Source organism: Peteryoungia desertarenae, from assembly GCF_005860795.2.
In the GTDB taxonomy this organism is placed as follows: domain Bacteria; phylum Pseudomonadota; class Alphaproteobacteria; order Rhizobiales; family Rhizobiaceae; genus Allorhizobium; species Allorhizobium desertarenae.
The window spans coordinates 3,130,699-3,156,908 of sequence record NZ_CP058350.1; the positions used below are offsets into that span (position 1 = coordinate 3,130,699).

Consider the following 26,210-nt stretch of genomic DNA (forward strand, 5'->3'; position numbering starts at 1 on the left):
GGTTGGGCACCGTGGCTCAACTCGCTCGACGCTTTGACTATTCCAGCGGGACCGCAATCAGTCGAAGATCACCCTTCGCATCGGCGATCATCAGATAAGCGCTACGCCGCCCCTCACCCTTAAGGGACGCAAGCGCCTCCGCGACTTCCTGCGGCGTCTTCAGGAACTCCTGTGACACCTCCACGATCACGTCACCGGCCTTAAGGCCGCGCTCTTCGGCACGGGAACCCGGTAAAACCTTGCTGATCAATACACCTTCGACGCCATCGGCGATGTCATAACGTGTGCGCAACTCATCGGTCAGGCTGGAAAGCTCGACGCCGATCAATCCCTCGCTCAGGGGCGCGCTTTCTGCGGTGTCGCTATCGGAACCGTCTGCCCCTCCCTGGTCACCATTCTCGCTGCTGCCGAGTTCGTCGGCCGTTTCTCCGCCGTCGGCGGAGCTGCCATCTGCAGAAGCCACTTCTTCATCCTCAAGGCGACCAAGTGTCACCTGAACCGTCTGCTCCTCGCCGTCACGCAGGATCACCACATCGAGAGGCGTGCCAATGGCACTTTCGGCAACAATACGTGTGAGGTCGCGCGTTTCATTGATCACCTTGTTGTCGAACGAAAGGATGACGTCTCCAACTTCAATCGGCCCACTGGCAACAGGGCCCCCTTCCACAACACCGCTGATCATGGCACCACGCGCCCGATCCATGGCAAGGCTTTTGGCAATCTCATCGGTGACAGGCTGGATGCGCACGCCAAGCCAGCCACGCCGGGTTTCGCCAAATTCGACCAGCTGGTTGATGATGTTCTCAGCCAGTTCGGTCGGCACGGAGAAACCAATCCCGATCGATCCCCCGCTGGGTGAAATGATTGCCGTGTTGATCCCGATGACCTCGCCATTCATGTTGAACAGCGGACCGCCGGAATTGCCCTTGTTGATCGCGGCATCGGTCTGAATGAAGTTGTCATAGGGACCTGCGTTGATGTTGCGCCCACTGGCAGAGATGATCCCGACCGAAACAGAACCGCCCAGACCAAAGGGATTGCCGATTGCCATGACCCAGTCGCCAATCCGCATCTTTCGCGAATCACCGAGTTTCACGGAAACCAGCGGCTTGTCCGGCTCGACTTTCAGTACGGAGAGATCTGTCTTGGGATCGGTTCCGACGAGTGTGGCCTTGAGCTTCGTTCCATCGGAAAAAATGACCTCAATGTCATCGGCATTCTCGATGACATGATTGTTGGTCACGATGAAGCCGGCTGGGTCAATCACGAAGCCAGACCCGAGGGAATTCACGCGGTTCGAGCCACCACCGCCCTCGCGATTCTGATAGAAATCTTCGAAAAGATCTTCGAACGGGGACCCCTCCGGCACCCGTGGCAGAGGACCTCGCCCTTCCTCTCTCACATTCTGGGAGGTGGAGATGTTGACAACCGCACCAAGCAGACCGGCTGCGAGGTCAGCCACGGATTCAGGGCCATTGGGGGTCTGCGCCTGAGCAACAGGGATGTTTGCGAAGGTACCGACAGCGAGACAAGTGCCCACCAGAAGAGCCGGCAGAATCATTCGCGAAGCACGGGTTTTCTGGGTCATCGGCGATCCTCGTGAGAACATTGTGGTGGTGACAGAAAGGAACATAGGACGGAAGAGCAAAAGGGGAAATCACAATTCCCTGAAAATCCCTGCCGAAATTATCCGACAAAAGAATGTCAGCCTCTCACCATCCACACCAGGAAAACCCCGGCAGCAACTGCAACCAGGCCAGAAAGACGTAGCTGTCCTTCTGACAAAAAGGGCAGCATTTGCGCCATTTTCACAATGAAACGAGGGGCCAGTGCGTACACCAGCCCCTCGATGATCAGGAAAAAAGCAATTCCTGTCAGGACGTCAGACATTCGGCATCAATTGCCGGCAGGCGGCACCATACCGGCAGCGGGTGGAGCCACGGGCGTTCCCTGCGATGTCGGATTGCCAACGCCACCAGTTCCCGTTCCGCTGTTGAAGAAGCGGAAGAAGTCGCTGTCGGGCGACAAGACCATCGTGGTGCCGTTGTCGCTGAGCGAACCTGCATAGGCCTGCATCGAGCGATAGAACTCGAAGAAGGCCGGATCGCGCTGAAAGGCTTCAGCGAAGACACGGTTGCGTTCCGCATCGCCTTCACCGCGCAGGATTTCGGCATCACGTTGTGCTTCGGCCTGAAGCTCGACAACCTGACGGTCCGCGATCGCGCGCCGGCGCTGGCCTTCTTCGTTACCACGAGCGCGGATCAGTTCGGCTTCGGCCAGACGTTCGGCCTTCATACGCTCGAAGGTCTGCTGCGAGACTTCCTGCGTCAGATCCGTCCGACGGATGCGGACGTCACGAATGTCGAGGCCAAGCGTCTCTGCTGCCGTTTGCAGGTCAGCGCGAACCTCCTGCATCATCGACGAACGTTCGTCGGAAAGAGCCGCATCGAAGTTGCGCAGACCGTAGACCCGGCGGAGAGCCGCATCAAGACGGGTGCGCAGACGCGATTCAGCAGCACCCCGGTCACCCGACACCGTCTCCCGGAAGAGACGCGGATTCGAGATGCGATAGACGACAAAGGCGTCGACCTCGTAGAAGGCACCACCGCGCACCTGCACACGAATGTCATCGAGATCGAAGCGAAGCGCACGGTCTTCGACATACTGAACACGATCGGCATCCATGAAGGCGAAAGGCAGCTTGAAGTAGATGCCCGGCTCCGTCTTCACGTCCTGGATCTGACCGAAGCGGACGACAATGGCCTGTTCACGCTCGTTCACCACGAATATCGATGAATAGCCAACGATCAGGAGAACGCCCAAGGCGACCAGAAAATAGGGCAAACGATTTGACATGTCAGTTGCTCCCCGTGTTCTGGCGGTTGATTTCATTCAGCGGAAGATAGGGTACGACACCCTGATCGCCGTCGATGATGACCTTGCGGGAATTTCTCAGGACCTGCTCCATGGTTTCCAGATAAAGGCGCTGGCGGGTAACGTCCGGAGCCTTGCTGTATTCGTCATAGATCGAAATGAAGCGCTGGGCTTCACCTTCTGCTTCTTTCACGACACGATCCTTGTAGGCCGCTGCCTCTTCGCGGATCTGAGCCGCCTGACCTCGGGCCTGACCGAGACGCTGGTTCGCATACTGGTTGGCTTCTTCGACAAAACGGTCTTCATCCTGCTCGGCGCGCTGCACTTCTTCGAAGGCATCCGCCACTTCACGCGGAGGTGCGGCGTCTTCGATTGGAACGGCGTTGATCGCGATGCCGGCACCATAGGCATCCATGGTGCCCTGAATGATGTCGCGCACTTCGCTGGAAATCTGTTCACGATTGTCGCGGAAGACATCCTGTGCCGGACGACGACCGACAACTTCACGCATCGCACTCTCGGCGACCTGCTGCAGCGTATCCGTCGGATTGTCCAGCTGGAAAAGATAGGCTGCCGGATCGGTTACGGTATAGAGCACCGAAAACTGAACGTTGACGATGTTCTGGTCACCCGACAGCATCAGGCCTTCAGATGCACCCGAACCGCGACCGCCGCCGATATTTTGCTGCTGTTCTGTAACCTTGACGATTTCGACAGTCTCAATCGGCCAGATGTGGAAATGCAGGCCTGGCATTGAAACTTCGTCCTTCGGCTTCCCGAAGCGCAGTTCGACGCCGCGCTCATCCGGCTGAACGGTGTAGATCGACTGCACCACCCAGAAAACCGCAAGCACAAGTCCGATGACAATAAAGGCGCCGCCATTGATCCCGCCCGGCATCACATTCTTCAAGCGGTCCTGACCGCGACGAATGAGATCCTCCAGGTCGGGTGGCGTTCCATTGCCACCGCCACCACCGCCGCCACGCGGACGGTTTGGTCCCTGCCCCCAGGGACCCTGATTATTTCCACCGCCGCCGCCGCCGCCCCAAGGACCGCCGCCGCCGCCGTTTTGATTGCTCCAGGGCATCAATACCTCTTCAAATGTGAACCGCTCCCAGTCTTTCGCAGGCATGGTCTCACATGGAACCGCAAAAGTCTGCGAAGGTTATAGGTATCGCCGCGACCGCTTTCAACGTAAGCGGGCTAACTTCTTTGCGAGTTAAGGCAAATAGTCTCTTAGGAAGCCGTTCTGCGACGGTATACCGCGTATCGCGTCGGGTAATTGTCTTTTTCGCCGGCAGGAACTGCGCTTTCCTCGACCTTCTCGAATAAGGACGGATCAATCTGCGGAAAATAAGTATCACCCGCGATGTCAGCCTCTACATGCGTCACATGCAAAAGATCGGCCTGATCGAAAGCCTGGCGATAGATTTCGCCCCCGCCGATGATGCAGATTTCATCGGCTCCACTGTCCGCAGCAAGACGTTTTGCCAGCTCAAGCCCCGACGAAAGGTCTCGAACGGTCTGCACGCCTGGCAAATCATAGCTGGCGGTTCGGCTGATAATGACATGGGGACGACCGGGAAGAGGACGCGAGCCAAAGGATTCGAAAGTCTTTCTCCCGAGCAGCAGAGGCTTACCCATGGTCAGCGCCTTGAAGCGCTTCAGATCAGTCGACAGTTTCCACGGCATGTCACCTTCACGCCCGATCACGCCATTTCGGGCGACAGCTACGACCATGACGATGGGGATATCAGCCAATGCATTGTCCTTTTCTCAACGTGTGTCAAAGCTCCGGAGGCGTGATTGGTTCCACCGTCATCCGACCGTCCTCAAACGGCAATCGGTGCCGGTATGCTCGGGTCGGCCTCATAGCCTTGCAGCGAGAAATCCTCGAAACGGAAAGCAAAAATGTCGCGCACATCCGGATTAAGCTGCATCATGGGCAGCTTCTTCGGGGTCCGCGTCAATTGCAATTTCGCCTGTTCGAAATGATTGGCATAGAGATGCGCATCGCCGAGTGTGTGCACAAAGTCGCCGGGCTCAAGGTCGCAGACTTGAGCCACCATCAACGTTAAGAGAGCATAGGACGCGATGTTGAAGGGCACGCCCAGAAAAATATCTGCTGATCGCTGATAGAGCTGGCATGAAAGCTTGCCATCGGCGACGTAGAACTGGAAAAGGCAGTGACATGGCGGCAGCGCCATATCGTCCACTTCCGCCGGGTTCCAGGCAGAAACGATATGACGCCGGGAATTCGGATTCTTGCGAATACCCTCGATCAGATTGCTGATCTGGTCGATAGGCCCTCCGTCTGGCGTCGGCCATGAACGCCATTGCGCACCATAGACGGGACCCAGTTCGCCATTTTCGTCTGCCCACTCGTCCCAGATGCTGACGCCGTTTTCCTTGAGATAGCGGATATTGGTGTCGCCCTTCAGGAACCAGAGAAGTTCATGAATGATCGAGCGCAGATGCAGCTTCTTGGTCGTCGTGACAGGAAAACCATCAGCAAGATTGAAGCGCATCTGGTAGCCAAACACGCTTCTCGTCCCGGTCCCGGTCCTGTCGCCCCGGTCAGTGCCTGTTTCGAGCACGTGACTGAGAAGCTCATGATATTGCTGCATGATCTCACCACCGATTCTTAGATGAGACCATGTTAGCCCGCGGCCACGCCGGGACCAAGCCGCAAAGCCGACCCGTCAGAGACCGTCCCCACCTTAAAGTGAGGAGAGCTTGCCCAGTTCCTTGGCGACTAGATAGTAGAACGTCACACGGGACTTGGTACGGTCCCCGGACATTGCGGCACAAGTCGCGTCGATCGCCTTGTCGGCAGCGTCACCATCAATGCCAAGCTTCTTGCCGCACCATTTTTCCTTGACGCGGGCAAGTTCTGACGGATCGGAGCAGGACACCATGGACGAATCCCGGTTGCGCAACGCAATCCCCAGATGACGGACGATCTTCCCCACGATCGCCTCATCCGCATTCGCATCATATTTCTTCACATCGGCAACGTAATCCGTCATGCGACCCCTCCAGTGATCAAGTTTCTCTGATTTATTCTAAATTAGAGATGTACCAGCTACAGGCGATAGGTCAAGGCAAGTCCGAAAGGCAGAAACTCCCGCCAAGCCGACAGACTTCGAGGTCTGGCTGAAATCAGCAGGCAATATCCGCTTTCCATCATCAGGCTCTTTTCATCACCGTCAGGAACACCTATATGAGACGTGTCGGGTTTCGGCTCGACTATGGCAATAAACGGTCGATGAAATAAACCTATTGGACCCGGGGGCGGTACCCGGCGCCTCCACCAAAAACCGGTCGGCAGACAGGATGCTGGACCGGCTTTTGATGGGGGCGAAATAGGATCGACAAGGGTGTAAAGATCGAACTTTTGCCCGGCATGATACCGCCGTTATCGGGTCACAAGTGTAGTTGCAAACGACAACAACGCTAAGGGTTACGCTCTCGCTGCCTAATGGCGGTGCGGGAAACCCGACCTAAGTCCTCCAGGTTAGCCCCTTGAGGCGGGGTCCGAAGGCACCTGGCAACAGAAGCCTTCACCTTCCCTTCATGCTTGTCCGTTTCATGGTGCTTGCTCTGCTACCGCATCGAAATCAAATGGTGTAATCTATAGCGACGAGACTCGCGTTTCGGGGTTCCCCGCTGCACGAGGCCATGGCATATAGCCGTCGTTTGCGGCTGGACAAGGAAAGACAGGATCTGATGGGGCACGACCATATTCGCTACGACATTCTCGCTCAGGATGCCCTGCGCGGTGTCATTCGCAAGGTATTGTCAGAAGTCGCAGCGACGGGTCGGCTTCCCGGTGACCATCATTTCTTCATCACCTTTCTGACGGGCGCGCCCGGCGTTCGCATATCCCAGCAACTGAAGGCGAAATATGCCGAGCAGATGACCATTGTCATCCAGCACCAATTCTGGGACCTGAAGGTCAGCGAAAGCCAGTTTGAAATTGGCCTTTCCTTTTCGGACACGCCGGAAAAGCTCGTTATACCCTTCAACGCAATACGCGGTTTCTACGATCCGTCGGTGAACTTCGAATTGGAGTTTGATGTTCCTCTCGTCGAAGAACAGGAGGACAGCGCCGAGATCACCGCCTATCCGGTGGACGCAACGGCGCAACCAACCGAAGAAGGCGAAGCCAAGACCGATGAAAAGAAGGAAGGCTCCGTCGTGTCGCTCGACGCGTTTCGCAAGAAGCACTGAATTTTCGACGGGGCGCCGAAATCTGGCCCTGCATGGATGAGGACAGCTTCATGACTGCCGATGTCATCAATCTTCGACAGTTCCGTAAAGCCAAGGCGCGCTCCGTGAAGGAGTCACAAGCGGATCAGAACCGTGCCCTGCACGGTCGTACAAAGGCTGAGAAGAAGCTCACCGAAGCCTTGCGGCAAAAAGCAGACAAGCAACACGAACAAGGCCGGCTGGACAGGAAGGATCCCGACTAGAGCTGGAGAAATTCATATTTTCAATGGATTGGACAAGAAACCTCAACCAGTTCATCAACACGCCGGAGCAGTGGGACAATGATACGAAAGCATTCGATCACGCTCCATGGTCACCGAACAAGCTTCTCGCTGGAAGAACCCTTTCTTGAAGAGCTTCGCCAGATGGCCGAGCGGCGACAGATGTCGCTTGCCGCATTGATCGCAGAAGTGGATTCTCATCGGGGCACGACGGCCAACCTTTCCTCGGCACTTCGCCTGCATGTTTATGCTGACCTCAAGGCGAAGGTAGCGTCAGCGCCGACCGATACAGCCAAGGCCAATATCGAGCCCAGTTCACGCCGGGAGGATCTTCGAAACGATTGAGGCGGGCGGCAGCGTTTCCCGGCGATGAAGAACAGTGTCATGGGTAATCGCGGCCTAGCCGCTCGCTTTAGACAAAGAGGCCTGGTCCGCAGCAGCCATTTCGCAGAACCGACACTAGCCCGGCAGTTCGTCCACCCTTGGAATCTCCTCGCAAAGCCCATCCCATTCGGCTCGGCTTGCGTAGCAGATGTGCGCGCTCGGCTGGATGTCGATCATGCTGTCCATGCTTCCAGCAGGCACGACAACCATGCTTCCCTCTGACTGAACACTTGGAACAGCAGACCCGCATTGGGTGCAGAAGCTTTTTTCATGACGCGTCCCCGGAATCCGGTATGTCCGGATGCTGTCGAGACTAGAAATCCAGTTCAGGGTCGCCGTCGAAGAAAACAGATTGGCTGCATAGGCAGACCCCGTGTCCTTGCGGCAGCGTTTGCAATGGCAAAGGAAAAAACTCTCAAACTTGCCCGAAATCTCAAATTGAACGGCGCCGCACAGACAGGAGCCGCCTTTCGCGGGTTTCATCATACTCTTCTCTGTTTCATTCTCATTCATTTACACCAATGAGCGCACGGTCGCTGTAACCGGTGAGGTCACAGCCGATGTCTTCAATTCACACCGGGAAGATCTTCAAAACCATTGAGAACCGGCGGCAGCGGCTGTCGGATAACGCGCTCCTGTTGCGGCACGGGAAGTGTGCGGGTGCCGGTCGAGACGGGCGGAGTTTGAACTGGGGGCGTGCTGTTCGTCGTTCCCCCTTGCGGAGCGAACTGGTGCGGTGTCACCGCGTTTTCAGCATCTGTTCCATTGGCAACTCCAGTGCCTGATGTCGCATTAGCTGCATCACGCAACCTGGCCTCTTCTTCGAGCCTTATTCGCTCCGCTTCTGCTTCTGCGGCAGCAGCTGCTGCTGCAGCCGCTTCAGCCTCCGCCTTGGCGCGCTCGTCCGCATTGAAACGCGCCAGCGCAGCCTCCCGTCGCAGCCGCTGTTTTTCCAGCACATTTGCCTGCAGCGCCTCTACCCGGCGACGCTCGCGCTCGAAGGCCCGCAAGGCCACAAAATTGCTGAGATCAGTTGCACTGAGACTGCGTTTAGGGGCAAGTGCGCCGCCTGCAAAGCTCATCTGGAACTCGGGATCAGCACCCGTCAATGCTGCCTCGCCAGCAGCCAGCGCCACCCGCATATCCGCGTTCAAGGTTTGGGTCGGGAGGTCGAGGCGCAGGTTGCCTGTGACGATAGCGGGATCTGTCTCCAGACGTGCATTCTGCACGCGCACAGTCCCATCCACGAGGGAGAACGGCAGGAAGACTTCTTCAATTGTCGTGGAGCCCGATCTGACAAGCCGGTCTGCAATCGCGGTTACCGCAGGTTCGGCAACTTCGGTCCCCAGAGTGTCGGCTTCCGCGAGGAGCGGCGCCAGAATGTCGAGACGCATGGTGGGGACCAATACGTCTCGGGCGCGCAATTCACCCGATCCACTTACACCACTCATGAGGGCTGCAATCGAGGTTCCGGTGCTTTCTGCGACAAGCGTCAGATCATAGCGTCCTTCCATCCCCGCGACATCCAGCCCGCGTTCGGCAGCAAGTGTCGAGAGACTGGAAGCCAGATCGGCATTCTTCAGGTCGAGCCGCGCCTGCAGCAATCCCGACCCCTCCGCATTCGCCAGCGTCAGGCGCCCGGCCAGCGCCCCGCCAAGCCACTGTCCGCTTGCCCCTTCAAGAGCCACTTCCTGGCTGGTCCGTCGCAGCTTTGCGGTGAAGTCGGAGATAGTGCCGGCATATCCGGGGTCAAAAGTAGCAACCTTGAGGTCCGCATCGACATCCAGCACCGCACCCCTGGCGGCAAATTGCTCGGCAACAAAGGCACCGGAGGCCGCATCCGCGACTGGGCCCGTCACAGACTCGACCAACCACGAAAGATCGAGCGAACCAAGTGAAATCTCCCCGGTGAATTTCGGTGCGACAGGCAACCAGGCGAGTTCCCCCTTGATCGCGACATCGCCGGAGTTGACCCGCCCCTTGAGTTCACCAATCCTGGTCACCTCATCCGTGTGCGTGAAGGCACTCTCAAGGTCGACGGCAACGCCACTTGCGATCTGCGGTATGCCGGCTCCAACCGCAAGAAGATGGGAAGAGAGGTCCGGAGACTGGAGCCTCACCGACCAGTCACCTGCCAGAATGCTGCTGCGCTCTGGCAGTTGCGTTGACTGCGCATTCAAACGGGTACCGTCGCCGTCAGCAAACACGACGGTGGTCTTGGCCTGGCCGGCCTGCTGATCCACGGTGAGCTGTAGCTCGCCCCCCAAACCGGTATCGAAGGGCAAGGGAGACAACCCCGCCTGACCAAGCAGAATCTGGCTCTCCTGATTGCTCAGGGTAACGGATGTGCGCGTTTCTGCACGCCCGACAAGATCGAAGAGATCGTTGTTCTGGTATGATGCCGTCACGCGGCTGCCATTCGAAGTGCCGGTGATCGAGGCCGCAAGTCCACCGCCCTGCGCGGCGCCGAAAGCCACATCTGCGGAGAGGCTGGTATCGGCATACCAGGACGCGTGATTGCGCAGGTGGTGAAGCCACGGCGCATCACCCAAACGCTCCAACAGAAACTGAAGGAAGTCGGCGGGATCGGCAGCCGTCAGAAACACACGGGCCTGACCATCATGCTCCAGAATGGTCCCCTCAGCCCGACCGGTAAGTCGCAAGCTTGCACCGGCGATCTCACCGATATTCAGGCGCTCGACAGCAACCGACTGATGATCCAGAGTGAAGACGGTATCGAGATCGCGACTGTCGACCTCGAAGGCTCTCACTGTGTCGATCTTCAACCGTGCGGCAATCCGGTCGGCAAGAATTTGTCGTTCCGCCCCCTCTCCCACCAACAGGCCGGCAATCGCCCGCGCCGCATCAAGATCAAGGGCCGGTCCCGACAGATCGACTGAGAGGGAGGACGGTACGCCTTCAGGGTTTTCCCGTTCAATCCTGCCATTCAGGATCGCCGGGCCGATCGACAGTTCCAGGTTCTCGAACCGCTGAAGCCCGGCACTGAGATTGACAGAAGCGGCAAAGCCGAAGGACTGCAAACGCCGTAGCGCAGGGTCGACCGAGCCGGCAATCCAGCTTGCAAGGCCGGATGGCTGTGTCGATGCAATCAACAGATCACCGACAAAGGATGGTTGGTTACGCAGATCAAGACGCCCGCTGGCCTCGAGTTGCGTTCGCCCGGGGAAAATGGCCGTTGCCTTTTCGACCTGCCACCCCTGGCCGGCCGGGGCAACTTCGAGGGCAACATCGCGAATGACCGTATCTCCGGCGACAATGGCGGGGAGCTTGAGGCTTGCCTTTCCGGGTACGGTCGGCACCGGAATGGTCGAAGCCATTTCGATGACCCGCTCAAGCCTCTGCTGCAAGGACGCAGCGGGATATCTGGCCGTTTTGGCCTGTGCCCCTTGTCCCGAAAGACGGTTGACATCCATCTGCTGCCCGTCGGCAGTCAGCAGGAACTCGGGGATCAGGCCGGCATCAAGCTTCGCCTGACCAGTGACGACATAGGGGTCATCCAGCCCACCCACCTCCAGCCGATAGGCGGGAACATCAATGCGCTCATTGGTAAGGGTAAAATCGCCACGAAGTCGCGGTGCCGGAGTATCATCGTCTTCGCCCACGCCGTCTTCGCCTATGGGCATCAAGTTTGCCACAAAGGCACCACCATAGACCGGCTTTCCATCGACCAGTTCCAGAAGGCCATCAAGGAAAAGAGAGACCGGCCGCTCCTCAGGACGGAGCCGAAGCCGAAGCGGAAGGCCGGTTGGACCCGGCAGATTGGTAGAGAGGTTGAAAGCTGCTGCCTCGCCTTCAAGCAATACACGCCCATCGACGGACCACGGGCCTGCAAGAGTATCGGCGGAAATGTCCGCGTTCAGTCCCGTAAGTAGCCAGGTTCGGCTGGACTGCTCATCGACGAACTGGATCTCGCCACCCGTGACAGTGATGTTTTCCAGCACAACACTGCGGGCGGGGATGTCAACCTGGCTGCCGCGAAGCCAGTCCAGTGTACCATCCTCCAGCAATCGAAGACGTGCCTTTGGCTCATCGATTCGCATATCAAAGATGCGCGCCTCGCCCGAAAGAAATGGCGCCAACTCTGCATCGAGCGAGAACCTTGCGACATGAACAAGCGGCTGTCCGTCCTTGTCAGTGCCGACGGTGACATTTTCGAGTGTCACCGAAGGGAATGGCAGGAGTCGTGCGCTCACATCTCCACGGACCTCGACCTTCTTGCCGATGATCCGGCTGGCACTGACCTCAAATTCACGACGGAAATCCGTCCAGTTGACGAACAAGGGGGCGAGGAGAGCTGCAAACAGAGCCACAACCAACAAGCCGCCAAGCGTTACCAGGATGCGTCCGAGCACCGAATGCCACTCCTTACTTTATCGCCGCAAAGGTAATGGAATTCCCCCCGTGGACAAGTTCAAAGCATACCAACTAAAATCGGAAAACCTTGCCCGGATTAAGGATATTGTCTGGATCGAGACCTTTCTTGATGGCACGCATCGCCGGCAGCGCACTGCCGAGCTCCTGCTCGAGATAGCCGATCTTGCCCTGACCTATTCCATGTTCACCGGTACAGGTTCCATCCATGGCCAGTGCACGTTGGTTGAGCCGCGAGATAAAGGCTTCCGCTTTTTCAAGCTCAGCTGGCACTTTGTCGTTGAAAAGCAGCAGGACATGAAAATTGCCATCTCCCGCATGGCCGACAATCGGCGCAAGAAAACCATGCTCGCGAATATCGTCCTGAGTGGCGGCGACACACTCGGCAAGTCTTGAAATCGGTACGCAAACATCTGTGGACAAGGCACCAAGCTCGGGAGCCAGCGCACGACTGGCCCAATAAGCGTTGTGTCGCGCCTTCCACAATTGGGCCCGCTCTTCCGGATTGGTGGTATGGACGAAACTGTCGCCACCAAATTCGGCGGCGATATCCGCAAACTGCCGAGCCTGCAGTGAAACCGTTTCCTCGGTTCCGTGAAACTCGACAAACAGGGTCGGTCGCTCCGGATAGGACAGTTTGGAATAGGCGTTGCAGGCACGAATTTGCCTCTCATCGAGCAATTCGATGCGTGCGACGGGAACGCCCATCTGGATCGTCATGATGACCGCGTCGCAGGCATCCTTCAGGGTGGGGAAAGCGCATACGCCTCCACTGATCTTCTCGGGGATACCCTGCAGTCGAAGCGTAATCGACGTGATCAAACCAAGCGTTCCTTCGGAGCCGACAAAAAGCCGCGTCAGGTCATAGCCTGCCGACGACTTTCGCGCCCGCTGGGCTGTCCGTATCTCCTCGCCGTCAGCAGTCACCACGGTCAGTGACAGGACATTGTCCTTCATCGTGCCATAGCGGACCGCATTGGTGCCCGACGCACGCGTCGCCGTCATGCCGCCAATCGATGCATTCGCACCCGGATCGATAGGGAAGAACAAGCCGGTATCGCGAAGATAGGTGTTCAAGTCTTCCCGCGTCACCCCCGGCTCGACCGTGCAGTCAAGATCTTCGGCATTGACGGCCAATATCCGGTTCATGCGGGTGAAATCGACGGAGATGCCGCCGCTTGGCGCGTTCACATGCCCTTCGAGCGACGAGCCTGTTCCAAATGGAATGATGGGTACGTGATGGGCAGCGCAGAGCTTCACCACATCCTGCACATCACCGCTGCTCTCTACAAAAACCACACCGTCAGGCAATTGGGACGGCAGATAGGATGTCGTATGGCTATGTTGTTCTCGAAAGGCCTGACCAGTCTGGAACCGTTCTCCATAGCGCTGCTTGAGGATGCCAAGAACGGTCGATATTCCTTCCTCATTTCGCACTCCCGAAACAACATCTTTCAAAGCCATTGCTGTGCATCCTCCCGTCCACACCGCCGGACATCAGCAAGACCGGCTCCCTCTTGCTAGGCGACCGACTGTCACTTGTCCAGCGATGCAACCAAGAACGAGCCACGCCGTTGAGAAAAGGGATCGGATGCAGATACCCGATTCCCAAGCTTCGATGGACTGATAGCAAATCTCGAAGACAGGGACCTAGAGTATCGGCTTGATCGCCCCTGCTGGCTCGGAGAGGTATGCCGGGCGATCCTTGCGCACCGGTCGAGGAACTCGACGACGCCAGAAGCAACGAGAAGCCAACCGAAGGCAGCTTATGGCAGGCCTCCGGCGTTCTTGCGCCGCCTGGTCGATGCCACAGCATCGCCGGGCGCGTCGCGCCTCGCCAGCGACCCGCCATAAACCATCCTGCAGGTTCCGATCACCGTGATTTGATATGAGCCATCCGCATTTCCTTCGCCAGCTTGGCCTCATCCTCGGCATGAGGCTTGGAGAACCGCGCCAACATCAGATAGGCAACTGGCGTAATGTAGAGCGTCACGAAAGTCGCGAAGCCAAGTCCTCCGACGATGACCCAGCCAAGCGCTATTCGCGCTTCCGCGCCCGCACCGCTGGCCAGAACAAGCGGCAAGCCGCCCAGGACAGTGGAAATCATGGTCATCATGACCGGCCGCATCCGTATGGATGCCGCCCCTTCTATCGCCTCTCGCACCGACTGCCCCTTGTCGCGCAACTGGTTGGCAAATTCGACTATGAGGATGCCATTTTTTGCCATGACGCCAACCAGCAACACCAGCCCGATCTGACTATACACGTTGAGCGATGTCCCGGTGATCAGCAAAGCAAAGACGGCGCAGGCCAGGCCGAGCGGCACGGTCGCCATGATGATCAAGGCAGAAATCACGCTTTCGAACTGCGCAGACAGAACAAGAAAGATGATCACGAGGGCAAAGGCGAACGTGACCGCCATGCCGGATGAGTTCTGGTCGAGTGTGCGCGCCTCCGCAAGCGGCATGACCCGCGCCCCCGGTGGAAGCAAGGGTTCCGCCAGTTCCGTGGCTTCCTCAACAGCGGCACCAAGCGAGACACCTTCGCCGAGGCTGGCGCGAATGGACACCGCCGCCAGCTGTTGCTCGCGGGACAGAGAGGGCGCCACTGCCCTCTCCTCCAGCCGTGCAATCACCGACATCGGTACCGTCTTGCCGTCAGCGGTCCTGAGGAAGATATTTTCGAGATCTGTCGGATCGTCAATAGGGCGCGTTGTTGATGTCAGCTTGACCGGAAAGGCCTCCCCCTCGACATAGACTTCACCTATGGAGCGGCCATCCAGAAGCGCCTGGAGCGCAGTCGCCAGACCACTGATGTCAATTCCAAGATCCGCCGCCCGCTCACGGTCGATGATAACGCCAAGCTGCGCCTGGCTGACATCGTCTGAGAGCCGCGGAGAATCAAAACTAGCGGACTGTTCCATGGCCTCTACCAGCGATTTCGCCGCTTCCAACAACCGCTCATGACCTGTACCGACCAGCGCGAACTGCAGGCCATTTCCGCCGCCGCGAATGCGCAAGCTGTTGGGCTGCAACGGAAAAGCCTGAACGCCTGGAACCTGCATGAGTGCGCGGCGCAGATCACCGGCGATTTCGTCCTGGCTGCGCGTGCGCTCCTCCCACGGCGCCAGCGACAGAACCATGAAACCGGAGTTTGTGCTGCTGCCAAAGCCGGAGATCGAGAAGACACTCTCGACCTCGCCGTTCTGTCGCATCGGCAAGACCGCTTCCTCGATCCGCCGCATCTGGTCCTGTGTATAGTCGAGGCTGACGCCCTGCGGCGCGGAAACCCGAACCAGGAGCACTGCACGATCCTCTCTCGGCGTAAGCTCTCTGGTGACCTGCGTGAAGGCGATGAGGGCGGCTCCGATGAAGACCGCAGCGATGGTGAAAACAACAAGCGGTGTATTGAGTGCAGCAGTCAGTGAACGCTGATAAAGCCTCCCCAGAACGCCGCCGATCCCGTCAAGCATGCCCGGCTTTGCCGACTTCATCTCGGTGGAAAGAAGACGCGATGCCAGCATCGGACAGAGTGTCAAAGCGACCACTGAGGAAAGCGTGACCGCAAAGGCAAGGACAAAACCGAATTCCCGGAACAAGCCCCCAACCTGTCCAGGCAGGAAGGAAAGAGGCACGAAGACGGCAGCAAGCGTTGCCGTCGTGGCGATGACGGCAAAAAAGACCTCACGTGTCCCAAGCACGGCCGCCGCGCGGGGTCCCAGGCCCTGCCTGCCGCGCCGCACGATGTTTTCAAGAACCACGATGGCGTCATCGACCACCATGCCGGTTGCGAGAACGATGGCCAGAAGGGTCAGGATGTTAATGGAGAAACCAGCCAGATAGACGGCCGCCACGGTGCCGATGAGAGAGACGGGCATTGTTACCGCCGGAATGATGGTCGCACGCCAGTCCCGCAGGAACAGGAAAATCACCACGACAACAATCAATGCCGCGAGCAGCAATGAATTCACGACTTCGTTGATCGAGCCACGAATAAACACAGCATCATCGCTGGACACCCTCAGGCTCGTGCCTTCCGGCAGACCGGCAGAAAGCTGCTCCACCATCGCCTTCACGCCGTTTGAAATGCTCAGCGAGTTTGACTGGGCCTGGCGGATGATACCAAGACCAACGCCCGCTTCACCATTGGCACGAAGGACCGTCGAACCCGTGTCGGGCCCAAGCGTGACTGTGGCGACATCTGCAAGGCGCACGCGATCCTGAATGATCAGGTTTTCAAAGTCTTCTGGCGTACGGATATCTGCAGTTGCCCGCACCACGATGTTCTGGGTCGAACTGGTCAGCGAACCTGCAGGAACATCAAAGGCAATGTTCGAAAGTGCCGAACCAAGCGAGGCAAGCGTCAGACCACGGCTCGCCAAGGCTGCCTGATCCACGTCGATCCGGAAGATCTTTTCCTGATCTCCATAGATCTGGACATCGGCCACACCCTCAACCGATGCCAGCCGGTCGGCAATCTCGTTATTGACGAGCAGTGTGAGATCTTCGGTGTTCAACCTGTCTGACGTTACGGACAGCCGCATGATGGGGTCCGAATCGGAATCAGCCTTGATGATCCGGGGTTCATCAACTTGATCGGGCAGTGAGTTGCGGACACGCGAAATGGCATCACGCACATCGTTGGATGCGATGTTGATATCCGTGCTGTCGGAGAATTCGAGCGTGACCCGGCTCGAACCGAAGGACGAGGAAGACGACACGGACTGCAGACCGGATACCCGCGCCACAGCCCCCTCGATGACGGTCGTCACCTCCTGGTCCATGGTTTGAGCCGATGCCCCCGAATAATCGGTACGCACGGTGATCACTGGACTGTCGACGTCAGGAAGCTCTCGTACTTCTGCGCCGTAAAAGGCCGCCAGACCCGCTACCACGATCAGGGCGTTGAAAACCAGCGCCAGGATCGGGCGCCGGATGAAAAGAGCCGTGAAACCCGGCTGGACGTCATCCCCGCTCATTCCACTGTTCCCCGTCTTCATCGGCTGGCTACCGGCGCGCCGCCCGGCGTTGACTCAGCCGGTTGTTCCTGACCGATCAACGTGACCGGCGCTCCCTCACGAACCCGCTGGACACCTTCGGTGACGATCTGATCGCCGACCTCCAGTTCCGCTGCGACGAGAACCGCGTCAGGATTGCGTTGTACGATACGGACCCGAACCTTCTCGGCTTTGCCTTCATTGGCATGCCAGACATAGGAACCGTCGCTGTCCCACTGGATCGCAAGAGGATCAACCGCAGGATAGAGATCGCCGGGAAACTCCATGGAAACATTGAAGGCCATGCCCGCGCGCAGCTGGTCCTCCTCATTCATGATGCCCGCCCGGACCCGCAGCGTGCGGCTGGCCTGGTCAATACGGTTGTCGATGGCCGCAACAGTCCCTTGATAAACCTGCCCCGGGCGCGCGACGGAGGTGGCCATCAAGGGTTGCCCCTCCTCGATCAGAGGCGCAAAGCGCTCTGGGACCCAGAAATCAACCAAAAGCGCGGAGCGATCATCAAGCGTTACAATTGGCGTAGAGCTGGTGACATTATCCCCTGGAACAACGGTAACGATGCCGGCAATTCCATCAATCGGCGCAACAATGTCACGCCGGCTCAATTCCAGCTCTGCTGTCTGAAGTTCCAGCACGGCATTTTCCTCGGCAATCCCAGCATCGAAAGCGTCTATCCTGGACGCGGCAGAACCCAGATTGCTGTAAAGCGCGGTTCGCTCACGCGCACTCTTGAGAGCGACTTCAGCGCGATCCCTGGCAATCTCCTGCTCACGCCGTTCAAGGCGAGCGATAACCTGCCCCTTCTTGACCCGCTCCCCAGCCTTGATCAGAACCTCGGCAAGGGTTCCCGAAAGCTGCGGCATGACCACCACCGATTGGATCGCCTCGCCGGTGCCAATCGCCGTCAGCCGATCATTGATGACGCCCATGACCACCGGCTCGGCCACAACAGCTGCGCCGCCGCCCATGCCTGGCCCGCGCCGCATGCCGTTCGCTGGGTTGCCACCTGCGTCACCACCGGAGGACGAAGGAGTAATCGCCGCGACCATCGTCTCCGGCAAACCCGCGCGTTTAAGCATGGCATCGGCGCCGGGGACAAACCAGGCAAAGCCGACAAAGGCGATGAAAAGCACCGACAGACAGAGCACCAATTGCTTCCAGACAGCCATGAACAACTCCAGGGGGCCCGGTTCTCATCAGGCGGTACGTCGCATCTGTGAGCCGAGCTAAGGTAAGAAGAAATTTTGATCCAATATTGAGCGCTGATTGCATAGCGGCAAGCTTCAGCTGCAGACATTACAAATTTGTCATCGAACACCACTCAAAATTGCAGGCATTTCCTGTTCGGCATGTTCCGCCAGAGATTTTGCTGCAAGTCGCACAAGGAGACAGTGCCTGAAGAATGAAACCAGAACGCTTTGACTGGCCTTTCCAACCCGAATCACTACATTGGGGCGTATGAGTAATGGATTTGATGACATTCCCTTCTTTGATGAAGAGCCCGCGCCGCGCAAACCCGTAGCCGGTAGCAAAGTGCCCCCTGCACCGGGTGCAGGTCTTGGCATTGCCGCCCGCGCCATGGCTGCACGGGACCAGGCGCGCATGCCTGATTATCTGTCGGGACTCAATCCGGAACAGCGGGAAGCGGTCGAATCTGTTGACGGCCCGGTTCTGGTGCTTGCCGGTGCCGGCACCGGCAAGACCCGCGTGCTGACAACCCGTATCGCCCATATTCTTGCAAGCAATCGCGCCTTTCCGAGCCAGATCCTTGCGGTGACTTTCACCAACAAGGCTGCCCGAGAGATGAAGGAGCGCATCGGCCATCTTGTCGGCGGCGCGGTTGAGGGAATGCCCTGGCTCGGCACCTTTCACTCGATCGGCGTTAAGCTCCTGCGGCGACACGCGGAACTCGTCGGCCTTTCCTCCGACTTCACCATTCTCGATACCGACGATGTGGTGCGCCTGATCAAGCAGATCATCCAGGCCGAAGGGCTGGATGACAAGCGTTGGCCGGCCAAGCAGTTTGCCGCGATGATCGATGGCTGGAAGAACAAGGGCCTCGATCCGGCGCGAGTACCCGAAGGTGATGCAAGAGCCTTTGGCAACGGCAAGGGGCGAGAACTCTATGTTGCCTACCAGAACCGCCTGAAGACCCTGAATGCCTGCGATTTCGGAGATCTGCTGCTGCATCCTATCCGGATGTTCAAGGCAAATCCGGATGTGCTGAAGGAGTATCACCAGCGGTTCCGCTACATCCTGGTGGACGAGTATCAGGACACCAATACCGCCCAATACATGTGGCTGCGCCTGCTCGCGCAGCGCCCGGAGGGCGTGCCGCAGAATGTCTGCTGTGTTGGTGATGACGATCAGTCGATCTATGGCTGGCGTGGCGCGGAAGTGGACAACATCCTGCGCTTCGAAAAGGATTTCCCGGGCGCCAAGGTGATCAAGCTGGAGCGCAACTATCGCTCCACCGAGCATATCCTCGGCGCCGCCGGCCACCTGATCGCCCATAACGAGGGCAGGCTTGGCAAGACGCTGTTTACGGATCGCATCGATCCGAATGACGACAAGGTTGTCGTGCACGCGGCCTGGGATTCGGAAGAAGAAGCCCGCGCGGTCGGCGAGGAAATCGAACAGTTGCAGCGCCAGCAGCATCCGCTGAACGACATGGCGATCCTGGTGCGCGCCTCCTTCCAGATGCGCGAGTTCGAAGATCGCTTCGTCACCCTCGGTCTGAATTACCGCGTCATTGGCGGCCCGCGCTTCTATGAGCGGCTCGAGATCCGCGATGCGATGGCCTATTTCCGCCTCGTCTGCCAGCCGGCAGACGACCTCGCCTTCGAGCGCATCGTCAACACGCCGAAGCGCGGCCTCGGCGATACGACGATCCGCAATCTTCATGACTATGCCCGCGCCCGCGACATTCCGATGCTTGCGGCAGCGGCCGACATCATCGAGACGGACGAGCTGAAGCCGAAGGCCCGCAAGGCGCTCTTCGACGTCGTCACGGATTTCCGTCGCTGGCAGTCGCTGCTCGAAAACACGCCGCATACCGAGCTCGCCGAACAGATCCTCGACGAGAGCGGCTACACGGCCATGTGGCATAACGACAAGTCTGCCGAAGCGCCGGGCCGGCTTGAAAACCTGAAGGAACTCATCCGCTCGATGGAAGCCTTCGAAAGCATGCGTGGCTTCCTCGAACATGTCTCGCTCGTCATGGATGCCGAGACCAACGAGAATCTCGATGCCGTATCGATCATGACGCTGCATTCGGCCAAGGGTCTCGAATTCGAGACCGTTTTCCTGCCCGGCTGGGAGGAAGGTCTCTTCCCGCACCAGCGGGCGCTGGATGAAGGCGGGCGTAGCGGATTGGAAGAAGAACGACGCCTCGCCTATGTCGGCATCACCCGCGCAAAGCGCCGCTGCCACATCTGGTTTGTGTCGAACCGCCGCATCCACGGCCTCTGGCAATCCACCCTGCCCTCGCGCTTCCTGGACGAACTGCCGCCCGCCCATGTCGAGGTCGCTGAAACGGAGACCTCCTATGGCGGCTACGGCCGCAACCCCTACGGCCAGTCCCGTTTCGACAAGCAGGAACCCTTTCAGAACAGCTATTCGACGCCCGGCTGGAAGCGTGCCCAGGCCAACAGGACCGACGCCACCCGCGACAATTGGGGCACGCGCTCCGGCCATGCGGTCGAGCGGATCGGCTACGGTGAAAGCGGACCCCGCGCAAAGACGATCGAAGGCGAACTCGTCGCGAAATCGACGACGACCGAGCCGTCACGCTTCTCGGTCGGCGATCGCGTTTTCCATCTCAAGTTCGGTAACGGCAACATAGCATCCATCGAAGGCAACAAGCTGACCATCGATTTCGACCGGGCTGGCCAGAAGCGTGTACTGGATGGTTTTGTAGAAAGGGTTCAGGCCTCCTGACAGGCTGGCATGCCCCGAACTTGACGCGGGCAACAGCCCTGCTAAGGACAGCGCAACGAACTTTCCGTCCGGAGCCCAGCCTTGCATTTCCTGCCTGACAGCCAGACCAATCTGGCGATCTATCTGATCAACATGGATGGCGCGACAGAGCGCCTGACCGCGATGCAGGAAAAGTTGTCGGCTCTTTCGCTGAATTTCGAGCGCGTCGCCGGCATTGATGGGCGAAAGCTGGAGTTTCCAATCAAGGAATTCAGCGAGCTTTCCTACAAGCTGATGCATGGCCGGCGCACGACACCGGCGGAAGTCGGCTGCTATCTCAGCCATGTCGAATGCGCAAAACGGCTTCTCGACAGCCATGCCGATTTCGCGCTCATCCTTGAGGATGATGTGACGCTGGAAAAGGACATCCTCGACACGATTGACCGCGCCGCACGGCATTCCAATGATTGGGATCTGTTGCGGATCACCACAGTCAATCGTGGCAAGAAATACCCCTTCCGGGCTCTTGGCAACGGACGGTCGCTGGCCTTGGCCTTGACGAGGGAAAAAGGTGCAGGGGCTTACGTGATGAATCGCGAGGCCGCACGCTGGATCACCAAGCGCCTCGTTCCGATGCGCCTTGCCTATGATATCGCATTCGATCTGGAATATCTGGATGGCTTGAAGGCGGCCTTTGTTTATCCCCTGGCAGGCAGCCAGTATTCACCGCATGAGACGCAGATCCAGCATAACATCAGACAGTATAAGCTGCCGGTCTGGCGCTACCTGACGGTCCTGCCCTATCGAACCTATCTGGAAGTATCCCGCTTCTTTGCGCGTGGCAGCGATCTGCTGGCCTATAAACTGTATCGCCGCTAACGGCCAGGCCTTCCGTCAGCCGCGTGCTTCGTCCGAGCGGTGAAGCCACATCAGTTCCATCTGGACTGCTGCCTGAAAATCCATGATTTCCGCCCGCATCTCGTCTTCGGGACAGCCGAGCTCAAGCAACTCGTCGCCAAGGCCACGACATGTGCTTTTCCAGAAATCAGCGGCAGCGCGACCATTCAGTCGGTCAAGTTGCTCCGCAGAACGACGGACCAGATCCCGTCTGCTCGCAAGAGGAAAGAAGGCGATGGACGGGTTCGGCTGGCCGATCATGGCGTCGTTACTCATGGAAAACATCCTCACGTTACAAAACGTGTTTAGATTCAACATGGTTAACACTTCGTTGCATTCAACCCGCCGAAGATATCAAACCGAAAAACCCTGCTGGTTGAAAGCCAGGGCAGCTTCAACTCTTCGTCAGACTTCGTGTTCGATTGCCGGATGGTCTTTGTGAAACCAGCCCTGCTTGCGGAACGAGATCATGTCATTGGGCCCTCCGTGCAGTGGACATGCCGCAGATGAGACCTTGATTCCAACCGCGTCGATTGCCATCTTGCAACGCACACAGATCGGGAGTGACCCATGACCAAAGCCCTGCTGCTCATCGATATCCAGAATGGTTTTTGCCCGGGCGGCAATCTGCCGGTTGCCGAAGGGGATGCTGTGGTGCCGGTGGCCAATCGCCTGATGGCAAGCGGTCAATATGACCTGATCATCGCGTCACAGGACTGGCATCCGGCCAATCACGGCAGCTTCGCATCCCAGCACGACAGGAAGCAGCCCTTCGAAATGGGGGAACTCTCCGGGAAACCCCAGATGATGTGGCCGGACCACTGCGTCCAGGGAACGAATGATGCAGCCTTCCACCCGGATTTGCGGGCGGATCAGATCGACTATATCCAGCTAAAGGGAGAAAACCCGGCAGTCGACAGTTACTCCGCGTTCCGCGACAACGACCAGTCTGCCCTGACAGGCCTTGCAGACTATCTGAAATCAAGGCACGTCACCGAACTTGATATCATGGGCCTCGCAACCGACTACTGCGTCCAGTTCTCGGTGCTGGATGCCGCTGAAATGCTACCGGGCGTCAAGTTGCGCCTGATCGAGGATGGCTGCCGGGGAATTGATCCATCTGGCGTCGACGCAGCGCTGAAGGCCATGGCCGCAGCAGGCGTCGCCATCATCCAGAGCCGTGACATCGCAGCCTGATCGCTGCCCGTTCCAACGACAATTGATTGCCTTTTTTTGCGCCACGGGTTAGAGGCCAGCCAGAAAGAGACAGGGAGGACGCCGGTCATGGAAACCATCACCACGATCGCCGCATTGCGCGAGAGACTTGCGCCCCATCGCCGCGCTGGACGCAGCATCGGCTTTGTTCCGACAATGGGTTACCTGCACCAGGGGCATCTGAGCCTTGTCTCCCATGCCCGGGCGGAAAACGACGTGACCGTCGTGTCGATTTTCGTCAACCCGCTCCAGTTCGGCAAGAACGAGGATCTCGACAAATACCCCCGTGACCTCGCCCGCGATAGCGCCATGCTGGAGGACGCAGGAGTAGACATCCTTTTCGCCCCTTCTGTGTCGGAGATGTATCCGCAGCCCATGCAGACGGTCGTTGATCTGCCCGAGTTGGGCTCGGAACTGGAGGGCGAAGCAAGGCCCGGTCATTTCGCAGGCGTGGCAACGGTGGTCACCAAGCTCTTCAACATCGTCCAGGCGGATGCGGCATACTTCGGTGAAAAGGACTACCAGCAGGTCACGATCATCCAGAAGATGGTGGAGGACCTTGCAATTCCGGTTCGGATCGTGCCCGTCGCAACGGTGCGGGAGTCCGACGGCCTCGCCTGTTCCTCTCGCAACGTCTATCTCACACGTGAAGAGCGCCTGGCCGCGTCGATCATGCCAAAGGCACTGGCAGAAGCAGAACGCCTGCTCTTGAGCGGCGTTCGCGACGTATCAACGCTCGAAGCCCGGCTTTCCGACTTTATCCGCTCAGAACCCCTCGCGGCGCCGGAAGTGATCGCCATTCGTGATCCCCGCACGCTTGGGAGGCTCGACACGATCGAGGGCCCTGCCCTTCTTCTCCTCTACGTGCGCTTCGGCAAGACGAAGCTGCTCGACAACCGCGTCATTGGCCTGAGAGTCGCGCCCGGCAAGGAGGCCGCCTGACATGAGCACACCACCCCGCCAGAAGCGTCTGACGCCCGCCGATATCACCGCTCTCAAGGGCAATCGTCCGGTGGTCTCGCTCACTGCCTATACGACCCCGATGGCGCGGCTCTTCGATGAGCATTGCGACCTGCTCCTCGTTGGCGACAGTCTCGGCATGGTGCTCTACGGCCTCGACACCACCGTTGGCGTGACCATGGAGATGATGATCGCCCATGGCCAGGCCGTCATGCGGGGTGTCAAGCGTGCCTGCGTGATCGTCGACATGCCCTTCGGCTCCTATCAGGAGAGCAAGGAACAAGCCTTCCGCAACGCAGCCCGCATCATGAAGGAAACGGGTTGTGATGGCGTGAAGCTTGAAGGTGGCGCGGAAATGGCCGAAACCGTGGCCTTCCTTGTCGCCCGTGGCGTTCCCGTCTTCGGCCATGTCGGCCTGATGCCGCAACAGGTCAACACCTCCGGCGGCTATCGTTCCAAGGGACATAGCGACGCCGAACAGGACAAGATCCGTCGTGATGCTGTCGCCATCGACGAAGCAGGTGCCTTCGCCATGGTCATCGAAGGAACGGTAGAACCGCTCGCCCGTGAAATCACCGGAACCGTGCGCTCTGCCACCATCGGCATTGGCGCATCGCCCGCATGCGACGGTCAGATCCTCGTCTCCGATGACATGCTCGGCCTGTTCAATGACTTCAAACCACGCTTCGTCAAGCATTTTGCCGAACTGGCGCAGGTCATTTCCAAGGCGGCGGAGGACTATGCGACGGAAGTTAAGGCCCGAAGCTTCCCCGGACCGGAACACACCTTCCAGATCCGCCCGGCGAAGTAACCAGCCGGCAACACGACTCCTTTCTCAGGCTGCCGCAAGGCGCTCCACCGCCAGCATTGCGGAGCATGCAACTTTCTGACAAGACCCCAGCCGGTCGCCTAGGCATGACGGTGACGGAGCGGCCCATCAAGAATGATGGTTCGTTCATCAATCCTATTGGTTTGTTCTCGTTGTAAAGCGGGAGTAACCGGATTGGGTCACAAGAGAGTTTCGAGCATGTCACGATCAGAATTCGGCGACGGCGTTGCTAAAGCCGTCCCGGTCATCATTTCTGCAAGCCCATTTGCCGTCCTGTTTGGTGCCATCGCAGTCGCCAATGGCCTCACAGTATTTGAGGCTGGGCTCACCAGCGCCACCGTCTTTGCAGGCGCAAGCCAGTTGGTTGGCATCGAACTCTTCGGCAATCATGTCCCCGCCTGGCTGATCATCCTCTCGGTCTTCGCCGTGAACTTTCGCCATGTGCTCTACTCAGCCGCTCTGACCCCGCTGATCGAACATTTCAGCCTCGGGCAAAAGGCGGCGACCCTTTTCCTGCTGACCGATCCCCAGTTTGCTGAAAGTCTGAAACGGAGAGAGATCGGTAAGCAGGTGACATTTTCCTGGTACATGGGACTGGGCCTCCCGATTTTTGTGGCCTGGGTTGCCATGACGCTGGTCGGCGCATTCTTCGGAAAACTCATTGGCGACCCGGCCCGCTTCGGCCTCGACGTCTTGCTACCAATCTATTTCATGGCCCTTGTGCTTGGTTTCCGCCGGCGCTCCAACTTCCTGCCCGTTGTTGCCGTCAGCGCAGTCGCCTCGGTCATCGCTCACAAGACTGTGGGCTCACCATGGCATGTCAGCATCGGTGCGATTGCCGGCGTTCTGGCCGCAGCGCTGATGCCGCCACCCGTCAAGCGTAAACCAGACGAAGAAGCACATTCGCTGGAGGCCGGCCAATGAACACGCTCCTGACTGCGGACATGCTGGTGATCATCCTTGGCTGTGCGCTTGCGACCTATGCCACGCGCATCTCCGGATATTTGTTGATCCGCAGGATGAAGAACATTCCGCCGCGAATGGACGCAGCCTTGAACGCCGTCCCGGCGGCGGTTCTGACAACCCTTGTGGCTCCAGCGTTTGTGGCCGGCGGCCTGGAGGTGAAGGTAGCACTTGCCGTAAGCCTGCTGGCAGGCCTCTGGCTCTCCACGATACCCATGCTACTCGCCGGCTGGGCGGTTGCGGTCGCAATCCGCCACCTGGTGCTTTGAAT

23 protein-coding genes and 1 other RNA gene are annotated in these 26,210 nt (G+C 58.5%); 11 read left to right on the forward strand and 13 right to left on the reverse strand.

From position 1 onward, the window contains the following. Nucleotides 1-37: 37 nt before the first annotated feature. The 7 genes from FE840_RS15295 to FE840_RS15325 form a co-directional block, all read right to left on the reverse strand. Nucleotides 38-1,588 carry a Do family serine endopeptidase gene (locus tag FE840_RS15295; protein WP_138286349.1) on the reverse strand — a complete coding sequence of 517 codons (1,551 nt, stop codon included), beginning with the start codon at nucleotides 1,586-1,588 and terminating at the stop codon, nucleotides 38-40. A 116-nt stretch (nucleotides 1,589-1,704) separates the two neighbouring features. Continuing rightward, entirely contained in the window at nucleotides 1,705-1,890 is a 186-nt protein-coding gene (locus FE840_RS15300; RefSeq protein WP_138286350.1) for a DUF2065 domain-containing protein, read from the reverse strand. A 6-nt stretch (nucleotides 1,891-1,896) separates the two neighbouring features. After that, the gene (gene hflC, locus FE840_RS15305; RefSeq protein ID WP_138286351.1) at nucleotides 1,897-2,856 is read right to left on the reverse strand and encodes a protease modulator HflC; all 960 of its coding nucleotides are present in this window, start codon (nucleotides 2,854-2,856) and stop codon (nucleotides 1,897-1,899) included. Nucleotide 2,857: 1 nt separating this feature from the next. After that, on the reverse strand, nucleotides 2,858-3,961 hold the full coding sequence (gene hflK / locus FE840_RS15310; protein ID WP_138286352.1) for an FtsH protease activity modulator HflK: 1,104 nt from the start codon (nucleotides 3,959-3,961) through the stop codon (nucleotides 2,858-2,860). A 149-nt stretch (nucleotides 3,962-4,110) separates the two neighbouring features. Beyond that, a complete protein-coding gene (locus FE840_RS15315; RefSeq protein ID WP_138286353.1) occupies nucleotides 4,111-4,635 on the reverse strand; it encodes a dihydrofolate reductase in 525 nt (174 codons plus the stop codon). A gap of 71 nt (nucleotides 4,636-4,706) precedes the next feature. Then, nucleotides 4,707-5,501, reverse strand: coding sequence for a thymidylate synthase (locus FE840_RS15320; RefSeq protein ID WP_138286354.1), 795 nt, complete (start codon nucleotides 5,499-5,501; stop codon nucleotides 4,707-4,709). 93 nt (nucleotides 5,502-5,594) lie between these two features. Further along, complete coding sequence (locus FE840_RS15325; RefSeq protein ID WP_138286355.1) at nucleotides 5,595-5,903, reverse strand: DUF2853 family protein; 309 nt, start codon at nucleotides 5,901-5,903, stop codon at nucleotides 5,595-5,597. Between the two features lie 164 nt (nucleotides 5,904-6,067). On the opposite strand from FE840_RS15325, the gene ssrA reads away from it, so the two are divergent. The 4 genes from ssrA to FE840_RS15345 all read left to right on the forward strand — a co-directional run bounded on the left by ssrA (nucleotide 6,068) and on the right by FE840_RS15345 (nucleotide 7,712). Next, nucleotides 6,068-6,442: a transfer-messenger RNA gene (gene ssrA / locus FE840_RS15330) on the forward strand. A gap of 161 nt (nucleotides 6,443-6,603) precedes the next feature. Continuing rightward, a complete protein-coding gene (locus FE840_RS15335; protein ID WP_138286738.1) occupies nucleotides 6,604-7,107 on the forward strand; it encodes an SspB family protein in 504 nt (167 codons plus the stop codon). A gap of 50 nt (nucleotides 7,108-7,157) precedes the next feature. After that, a complete protein-coding gene (locus tag FE840_RS15340) occupies nucleotides 7,158-7,349 on the forward strand; it encodes a DUF4169 family protein (protein WP_138286740.1) in 192 nt (63 codons plus the stop codon). A 78-nt stretch (nucleotides 7,350-7,427) separates the two neighbouring features. Beyond that, nucleotides 7,428-7,712, forward strand: coding sequence for a ribbon-helix-helix domain-containing protein (locus tag FE840_RS15345; protein WP_138286356.1), 285 nt, complete (start codon nucleotides 7,428-7,430; stop codon nucleotides 7,710-7,712). Nucleotides 7,713-7,826: 114 nt separating this feature from the next. Here FE840_RS15345 and FE840_RS15350 read toward each other — a convergent pair whose 3' ends face one another. From FE840_RS15350 to FE840_RS15370, 5 genes are all read right to left on the reverse strand, one after another. Continuing rightward, nucleotides 7,827-8,264 carry a GFA family protein gene (locus tag FE840_RS15350; protein WP_246318789.1) on the reverse strand — a complete coding sequence of 146 codons (438 nt, stop codon included), beginning with the start codon at nucleotides 8,262-8,264 and terminating at the stop codon, nucleotides 7,827-7,829. Nucleotides 8,265-8,317: 53 nt separating this feature from the next. Then, the gene (locus tag FE840_RS15355) at nucleotides 8,318-12,124 is read right to left on the reverse strand and encodes an AsmA family protein (protein WP_138286357.1); all 3,807 of its coding nucleotides are present in this window, start codon (nucleotides 12,122-12,124) and stop codon (nucleotides 8,318-8,320) included. A 73-nt stretch (nucleotides 12,125-12,197) separates the two neighbouring features. After that, nucleotides 12,198-13,607 (reverse strand): FAD-binding oxidoreductase, encoded by a 1,410-nt coding sequence (locus tag FE840_RS15360; protein ID WP_138286358.1) that lies wholly within the window; start codon nucleotides 13,605-13,607, stop codon nucleotides 12,198-12,200. Nucleotides 13,608-14,016: 409 nt separating this feature from the next. Beyond that, the gene (locus FE840_RS15365; RefSeq protein WP_246318790.1) at nucleotides 14,017-17,121 is read right to left on the reverse strand and encodes an efflux RND transporter permease subunit; all 3,105 of its coding nucleotides are present in this window, start codon (nucleotides 17,119-17,121) and stop codon (nucleotides 14,017-14,019) included. Between the two features lie 17 nt (nucleotides 17,122-17,138). Next, complete coding sequence (locus FE840_RS15370) at nucleotides 17,139-18,326, reverse strand: efflux RND transporter periplasmic adaptor subunit (protein ID WP_138286360.1); 1,188 nt, start codon at nucleotides 18,324-18,326, stop codon at nucleotides 17,139-17,141. A 289-nt stretch (nucleotides 18,327-18,615) separates the two neighbouring features. On the opposite strand from FE840_RS15370, the gene FE840_RS15375 reads away from it, so the two are divergent. Beyond that, nucleotides 18,616-21,096: an ATP-dependent helicase gene (locus FE840_RS15375; protein WP_138286361.1), complete on the forward strand. Its 2,481-nt coding sequence runs from the start codon at nucleotides 18,616-18,618 to the stop codon at nucleotides 21,094-21,096. Nucleotides 21,097-21,177: 81 nt separating this feature from the next. After that, entirely contained in the window at nucleotides 21,178-21,954 is a 777-nt protein-coding gene (locus tag FE840_RS15380; protein WP_138286362.1) for a glycosyltransferase family 25 protein, read from the forward strand. Between the two features lie 15 nt (nucleotides 21,955-21,969). Here the strand turns inward: FE840_RS15380 and FE840_RS15385 are convergent, their stop codons facing one another. After that, entirely contained in the window at nucleotides 21,970-22,248 is a 279-nt protein-coding gene (locus FE840_RS15385) for a DUF6074 family protein (RefSeq protein WP_138286363.1), read from the reverse strand. Between the two features lie 294 nt (nucleotides 22,249-22,542). Between FE840_RS15385 and pncA the strand changes: the two genes are divergently transcribed. The 5 genes from pncA (at nucleotide 22,543) to FE840_RS15410 (ending at nucleotide 26,208) form a co-directional block, all read left to right on the forward strand. Next, on the forward strand, nucleotides 22,543-23,169 hold the full coding sequence (gene pncA, locus FE840_RS15390; protein WP_138286364.1) for a bifunctional nicotinamidase/pyrazinamidase: 627 nt from the start codon (nucleotides 22,543-22,545) through the stop codon (nucleotides 23,167-23,169). A gap of 87 nt (nucleotides 23,170-23,256) precedes the next feature. Next, entirely contained in the window at nucleotides 23,257-24,129 is an 873-nt protein-coding gene (panC, locus tag FE840_RS15395) for a pantoate--beta-alanine ligase (protein WP_138286365.1), read from the forward strand. Between the two features lies 1 nt (nucleotide 24,130). Then, a complete protein-coding gene (gene panB, locus FE840_RS15400; RefSeq protein ID WP_138286366.1) occupies nucleotides 24,131-24,958 on the forward strand; it encodes a 3-methyl-2-oxobutanoate hydroxymethyltransferase in 828 nt (275 codons plus the stop codon). Between the two features lie 216 nt (nucleotides 24,959-25,174). Beyond that, a complete protein-coding gene (locus FE840_RS15405; RefSeq protein ID WP_138286367.1) occupies nucleotides 25,175-25,900 on the forward strand; it encodes an AzlC family ABC transporter permease in 726 nt (241 codons plus the stop codon). Next, entirely contained in the window at nucleotides 25,897-26,208 is a 312-nt protein-coding gene (locus tag FE840_RS15410) for an AzlD family protein (protein WP_138286368.1), read from the forward strand. Before FE840_RS15405 ends, FE840_RS15410 begins: the two co-directional genes overlap by 4 nt. The last annotated feature ends 2 nt before the right edge of the window (nucleotides 26,209-26,210 follow it).

What these genes read in the sequence shown, in the direction of transcription:
- FE840_RS15295 (WP_138286349.1), bottom strand. Translation starts at nt 1,588, where the DNA reads ATGACCCAGAAAACCCGTGCTTCGCGAATGATTCTGCCGGCTCTTCTG.
- FE840_RS15300 (WP_138286350.1), bottom strand. Translation starts at nt 1,890, where the DNA reads ATGTCTGACGTCCTGACAGGAATTGCTTTTTTCCTGATCATCGAGGGG.
- hflC (WP_138286351.1), bottom strand. Translation starts at nt 2,856, where the DNA reads ATGTCAAATCGTTTGCCCTATTTTCTGGTCGCCTTGGGCGTTCTCCTG.
- hflK (WP_138286352.1), bottom strand. Translation starts at nt 3,961, where the DNA reads ATGCCCTGGAGCAATCAAAACGGCGGCGGCGGCGGTCCTTGGGGCGGC.
- FE840_RS15320 (WP_138286354.1), bottom strand. Translation starts at nt 5,501, where the DNA reads ATGCAGCAATATCATGAGCTTCTCAGTCACGTGCTCGAAACAGGCACT.
- FE840_RS15325 (WP_138286355.1), bottom strand. Translation starts at nt 5,903, where the DNA reads ATGACGGATTACGTTGCCGATGTGAAGAAATATGATGCGAATGCGGAT.
- FE840_RS15335 (WP_138286738.1), top strand. Translation starts at nt 6,604, where the DNA reads ATGGGGCACGACCATATTCGCTACGACATTCTCGCTCAGGATGCCCTG.
- FE840_RS15340 (WP_138286740.1), top strand. Translation starts at nt 7,158, where the DNA reads ATGACTGCCGATGTCATCAATCTTCGACAGTTCCGTAAAGCCAAGGCG.
- FE840_RS15345 (WP_138286356.1), top strand. Translation starts at nt 7,428, where the DNA reads ATGATACGAAAGCATTCGATCACGCTCCATGGTCACCGAACAAGCTTC.
- FE840_RS15350 (WP_246318789.1), bottom strand. Translation starts at nt 8,264, where the DNA reads ATGAATGAGAATGAAACAGAGAAGAGTATGATGAAACCCGCGAAAGGC.
- FE840_RS15360 (WP_138286358.1), bottom strand. Translation starts at nt 13,607, where the DNA reads ATGGCTTTGAAAGATGTTGTTTCGGGAGTGCGAAATGAGGAAGGAATA.
- FE840_RS15365 (WP_246318790.1), bottom strand. Translation starts at nt 17,121, where the DNA reads ATGAGCGGGGATGACGTCCAGCCGGGTTTCACGGCTCTTTTCATCCGG.
- FE840_RS15370 (WP_138286360.1), bottom strand. Translation starts at nt 18,326, where the DNA reads ATGGCTGTCTGGAAGCAATTGGTGCTCTGTCTGTCGGTGCTTTTCATC.
- FE840_RS15375 (WP_138286361.1), top strand. Translation starts at nt 18,616, where the DNA reads ATGAGTAATGGATTTGATGACATTCCCTTCTTTGATGAAGAGCCCGCG.
- FE840_RS15385 (WP_138286363.1), bottom strand. Translation starts at nt 22,248, where the DNA reads ATGAGTAACGACGCCATGATCGGCCAGCCGAACCCGTCCATCGCCTTC.
- pncA (WP_138286364.1), top strand. Translation starts at nt 22,543, where the DNA reads ATGACCAAAGCCCTGCTGCTCATCGATATCCAGAATGGTTTTTGCCCG.
- panC (WP_138286365.1), top strand. Translation starts at nt 23,257, where the DNA reads ATGGAAACCATCACCACGATCGCCGCATTGCGCGAGAGACTTGCGCCC.
- panB (WP_138286366.1), top strand. Translation starts at nt 24,131, where the DNA reads ATGAGCACACCACCCCGCCAGAAGCGTCTGACGCCCGCCGATATCACC.
- FE840_RS15405 (WP_138286367.1), top strand. Translation starts at nt 25,175, where the DNA reads ATGTCACGATCAGAATTCGGCGACGGCGTTGCTAAAGCCGTCCCGGTC.
- FE840_RS15410 (WP_138286368.1), top strand. Translation starts at nt 25,897, where the DNA reads ATGAACACGCTCCTGACTGCGGACATGCTGGTGATCATCCTTGGCTGT.